Source organism: Paenibacillus ginsengihumi DSM 21568, assembly GCF_000380965.1.
In the GTDB taxonomy this organism is placed as follows: Bacteria; Bacillota; Bacilli; order Paenibacillales; family NBRC-103111; genus Paenibacillus_G; species Paenibacillus_G ginsengihumi.
Genome location: NZ_KB905666.1, coordinates 1 through 4,931 on the forward strand (window position 1 = coordinate 1; position 4,931 = coordinate 4,931).

Here is a 4,931-nt window from a genome sequence, read left to right on the forward strand (position 1 = left end):
CTGGAATTCTTTCATTGCGCCGCGACGCTCATTCGGCATGGCCGCTCTGTCATACTAAAGCTTGGGAAGGACTTTTCCAGCCGTTATGTCTGGAAACGAATCGAGGTTCGAGTGGCGCAGTTAGAATGATGATAGCAAAATTTTACATGGAAATAAGGACTGCCTCTTCATTGGGGAGGGGGAAAGACCATCCGCCGCAAGCTTCCGTCTCCACCAGGCATGGGAAACTCCTACATTTTTACATCTTAAGTCGCCATTGCTTTAGCATCTTGCATTGATCTTATGCGCTTTCGAAATTCAGAATGATATTTCTCCTTTCTCTTCTCCATATACATTTGAAACAATAGGGCTAGCGAATACGCCTCCTCTCCCGTGGAGCAGCCTGTCGACCAGATGCGGATTTCTTTTTCCTTTTTCTTGTTTTCAAAAATAGCCGGGATCACTTGATGCGCCAAGTCCTCGAAGGCCTGCGCGTCGCGAAAGAAGGAGGTGACGCCGATCAATAAATCTCTTTTCAGCTTAACGATCTCATCGGGATGGAGCTTAAGAAATTCGATATACTTATTTATATTGTAAATACGGTTAACCGCCATTCGCTTCTCGATGCGCCGCAAGACGCTGCTGTTCTTGTATTGGGCAAAATCGATTTGGAGATGTTCCTTGATCAGCGCAAGGATCGCCGAAACTTTCGAGTTTAGATCCACCATATGCTTGTGCGATTCCTCCAAATGAAATTCTTGATGTCCGGCCTTGACGATATTCGTCAGCTCCGCACCGATGCGCTCGACGGGGAGAATATAATCTGTCAGCCCGGTCTGAATCGCGCTTTTGGGCATCCCGTCGAATTTGGCGTTCGATTCATGCTGAACGATCGTCATGCCGCAGTTTTCTTTAATGCATTCGATGCCTTTTGCCCCGTCGCTGCCCGTTCCGGACAAAATGATCCCGATTGCCCGGCTGCCTTCTTCCTCAGCCAACGATTGAAAAAACATGTCAATCGTCTTGATTTTATGCGGCTCGTGCAGCTCGGTCAAGCGAAGCCTGCGCCCCTGAATCGTTAAAGCATGCTTGGGGGGCAAAATATATACCTTATTGGATTCGACCTTCATGTGATCATGAATCTCGATAATCTCCATCTCGGTATGTCGCGACAGCAGTTCCGTCATGAAGCTTTTATGGTTAGGCGACAAATGCTGGACGATCACAAAGGAGATGCCTGTATCGGAAGGAGTATGATCCAGCATCGTCTTCAGCGCCTCAAGCCCTCCAGCCGAAGCTCCGACCCCAGCGATATAGAGCGGCGTCGAGGGCAATTGCATGTCGTTCAACTCTCCCAAGCTCCTTTCCGAAGTTGTGGCGGCCTTAACTTCATAATAGCACAGGAAAATTTAGCAGCGCTACATAATTCAGGGGCTGCGGGCCGAAGGAATGCGAGGAATCCGCAAAATTCGCGTTTCAGGAGAACGAGGAGCTTTTGCAATCTATTGACCAAAAATGTGATATAATGAAACATATGGTGTCAATCAACAGCATCATCAGGGACATGGGGCGCGAGTTATGAACTGGTTTCGAGGTCCGACGCATACGACCCGCTCGGAGCACATCGAAGATTACGCAATACGCAAAATTCCTTCTTACTATCGCTGGCCGATCCCTGCGATTATCTCCGTGCTGCTCGGCAACTCGACCGCGATGTTCTTTTACGCGTTCGGCGCGCAGCTCGGCTTTCTCGCCGAATGGCCGCGGATCTTGTGGCCGATCGCCTATTTGTTTGCCGGAGCCGCCGTCGTCGGCACGCTGATGATCCGGCTCGCCAGCAAGGAAGGGCTGACGATCGACTTGATGACGCGGGGCATGGGCTTCGGCTATATGGGCTCGGCTGTGACTTCGTTCATTTACGGGCTCAACTATGTGTTTTATTTTTTGTTTGAGGGCACGATCGTGACCCACGCCATCTCTGTCTATTTCAACGTGCATTTCAACACGCTGCAGGGAACGCTGATCTTCGCCGCCCTCGGCCTGGTCAAGCTGCTGTTCGTCTGGTACGGCATGAAAGGCCTGCAAATTTTTCAAACGTGGGGCGTGCTGCTGTATGCTTTGCTGCTCGGGTACAGTTTGTTTCAGCTGTTTCACCAGTACGAGGTGGCGGGGCCCGGCGCCTGGGGAGTGGACGCCGGCCGGGAGAATGCAATGTGGCTGGCCTTCATGCTGGTTAACGGGCAAGTCGTCTTTCAAGGACTGATGGCGACGGATTACGGACGGTTCGCCAAGGAGGATGCCGGCTACCGAGGCGCGTTCGTCATTATGCTCGGGATGCTGCTGCCGATGATGATTACGATATTATGCGGACCGCTGTTCGCTTACACGCTGCTCCCGCTGCTGACTGACGGCAACCGGGCGCTGGCGGCCGATTCGGGATACGTGTTTCCAGCCATTATGGGAATATGGGGCGTCATCTTTGTCCTGATCACCCAGTTTCGCATCAACGTGATGAATTTGTACTCGGGCTCGCTGGCGCTGTCCAATACGTTTTCGCTGGCCTTTCGCTTTACGCCGGGGCGGCAGTTTTGGATGGTAGCCGTCTATGCGGTCGGCTGCCTGGTGTATTCCTTCAACATTTTGCAGTATTTGGACAAGTGGATGGCGATTACCGGCGTGCTAACCAATACGTGGATTGTCATCGCCTTGATCGACCATTACGTCTGCCGGAAGCTGCTGCGCCTCGGGCCGACCGACTTTATCGAATACCGCCGGCCGTTCCTGTACCGGTGGAACCCGACGGGACTCGTATCGCTGGCGGCAGGGGTCGGCGTCGGCATCCTGGGCGTGGCGGGGGCGTATCCGGTCTTCTATGCCTCATTTGCCGCGATGCTTACCGGCGCGGCGCTGCATCCGATCTTGACGGCGGCGACGGGCGGAAAATATTACTTTACCCGCTTCCCCCACGATCGGCAGACGAATTGGGTGCCGCCGGCCCGGTACCACGGAGCGCTGCCCGAATCGAAGACTTGACGAACGGCTCTGGAGTGCCGCTCGAATCGAAGACTTGACGAACCGGTATGGAGTGCATGCCCAAATGAAAGGCTTGACGAACGGCTCTGGAGTGCAGCTCAATCGAAGACTTGGCGAACCAGTCTGGAGTGCCGCTCAATCGAAGACTTGACGAACCGATGGCAGGTGGTTATGATGACGGAGAACTGCGAGTTATGCTTCAAACGGATTGACGGCAAGCCGGTGCTCCATGTGGCCGGTTTTCCCGAACGGGAGCACCGGTTTTGCACGGCTCGATGCCGCGACCGTTTTTTGCGAATGGAAGACGATGAGCTGGAATATGGCGATTTATTGCCAAAGCGCGACAACAAAGGGAAGGACGAAGGGTGAGCCGAATGGCCGTTCATGCCAATAACAAGAACTTTCGCATTTTTGAGCAGGTGCTGCTGCAAATTCGCGAATATATCGTATCCAAAAATCTCGGAGCGGGCGACAAGCTGATGACCGAGCGCGAAATGGCCAGCCATCTGAACGTAAGCCGCTCTTCCGTGCGGGAGGCGCTGCGCATCCTGGAATTTTACGACGTGATCCAGTCCCGTCCGGGCGAAGGGACCGTGCTGAAGGTTCCCCATATGTCCAAGGTGCTGGCCAATTTTTTGCCGTTTTTTACGATTCCGACCGAAACGACGGTCGAGCTGCTGGAATCCCGCAAGGTGCTGGAGAGCGGCATCGCCAAATTGGCGGCCAAGCGCAGGAAGGACGCCGACCTGCGGCTGATCTCGAGCGCCGTCGAGCGGATGAGAAGCACCGACGACCTGGAGCAGATGATCCAGGCCGACCTCGACTTCCATCTTCTGCTGGCGAAGGCGGCTTACAACAATACGCTGTCCGACATCCTGGTCGTCGTCTCCGATCTGCTGCCGCAAAATTTGTACACGATCCGGCTGCAAACCCACGGCATCGAAGGCGTCAACGAGACGTTCGCGAGCCAGCACGAAGCGGTGCTGCAGGCGGTAATAGACCGCGACGGCAGCCGCGCCGCCGAAGAGATGGAGCGGCATATCGAATACAACATTTCATTGATGAAAACGATTCAATAACCGCGAGCCGCGTTGGTCCGCGGTTTTTTCGTCGCTGCCAACGGCACCGGCTGCCGCCCCGCATGGTCGTCGAGCAGGCGAAACCCCGGGACTCATGCCCGCGTTGGTTGCCGTCCTCTCTGGTTGCTGAGCTTCCCCTTGGCTGTTGACCTTCTGGTAGCCGCTTCTCGTTGCTGAGCTTCCCCTTGGCTGTTGACCTTCTGGTAGCCGCTTCTCGTTGCTGAGCTCCCCCTTGGCTGTTGACCTTCTGGTAGCGGCTTCTCGGTTATCGCACTCCCCTCTGGTGTTGCCCCATAGGTAGCCGCCCCCAAGTTACTGAACAGGGGATGTTTCCCCACGGTTCACGCTCACCCTTCCGGTTATGCTGGTTGTCTGGACGGATTCCGGCTGCTGACAAAGTCAAACGAAAGTGGGAACTTGGGAATGTTGCATATAATACACAATTTCGTGCAATATTCGAAAAAGCCGGGCCGAATATTGTATTCCGTACAACATTAATCGCCTCATCGGAGTAAAATCGATGTATTTCGTTCAAAATTGTGTACATTTTACAACATTCATTCAATAAAGAGGCCGTTTTTTCTGATTTTGTAGAGTGAAGGGCTGGGGGTACCAGCCCCTCCTCATCAAACCGTACGTGAAGTTTTCCCTCATACGGCTTTCCGACGTTCTTCACCTTGGACAGTACGTTTGCCCCAAATTGCGACGGTTTTCAGACCCGCCATCCGAAGTAATTCGAACACATTTACCTGACTGGCTCTCCTCTTCTTGTGTTTTCTGTTCCACCACAGACTTATTCTTCTGCGGATATGCCAGTCCACTTTGGTCAGGAATCGGTTT

Annotated in this window: 4 protein-coding genes and 1 pseudogene; 3 read left to right on the top strand and 2 right to left on the bottom strand. The window is 53.6% G+C overall.

All coding sequences use genetic code 11. The annotated features are described in order from the left end of the window. Positions 1-245: 245 nt before the first annotated feature. Positions 246-1,319, bottom strand: coding sequence for a chemotaxis protein CheB (locus F591_RS0126650; protein WP_245581145.1), 1,074 nt, complete (start codon positions 1,317-1,319; stop codon positions 246-248). A 238-nt stretch (positions 1,320-1,557) separates the two neighbouring features. On the opposite strand from F591_RS0126650, the gene F591_RS0126660 reads away from it, so the two are divergent. From F591_RS0126660 to F591_RS0126670, 3 genes are all read left to right on the top strand, one after another. Further along, positions 1,558-3,012 carry a purine-cytosine permease family protein gene (locus F591_RS0126660; protein ID WP_019537594.1) on the top strand — a complete coding sequence of 485 codons (1,455 nt, stop codon included), beginning with the start codon at positions 1,558-1,560 and terminating at the stop codon, positions 3,010-3,012. 171 nt (positions 3,013-3,183) lie between these two features. Further along, positions 3,184-3,381 carry a hypothetical protein gene (locus F591_RS0126665; protein WP_156829722.1) on the top strand — a complete coding sequence of 66 codons (198 nt, stop codon included), beginning with the start codon at positions 3,184-3,186 and terminating at the stop codon, positions 3,379-3,381. A gap of 5 nt (positions 3,382-3,386) precedes the next feature. Next, the gene (locus F591_RS0126670) at positions 3,387-4,091 is read left to right on the top strand and encodes a FadR/GntR family transcriptional regulator (RefSeq protein WP_019537596.1); all 705 of its coding nucleotides are present in this window, start codon (positions 3,387-3,389) and stop codon (positions 4,089-4,091) included. A gap of 650 nt (positions 4,092-4,741) precedes the next feature. On the opposite strand, the pseudogene F591_RS32515 reads toward F591_RS0126670, so the two are convergent. After that, positions 4,742-4,931, bottom strand: a pseudogene (locus tag F591_RS32515) (group II intron reverse transcriptase/maturase); the annotation flags it as partial.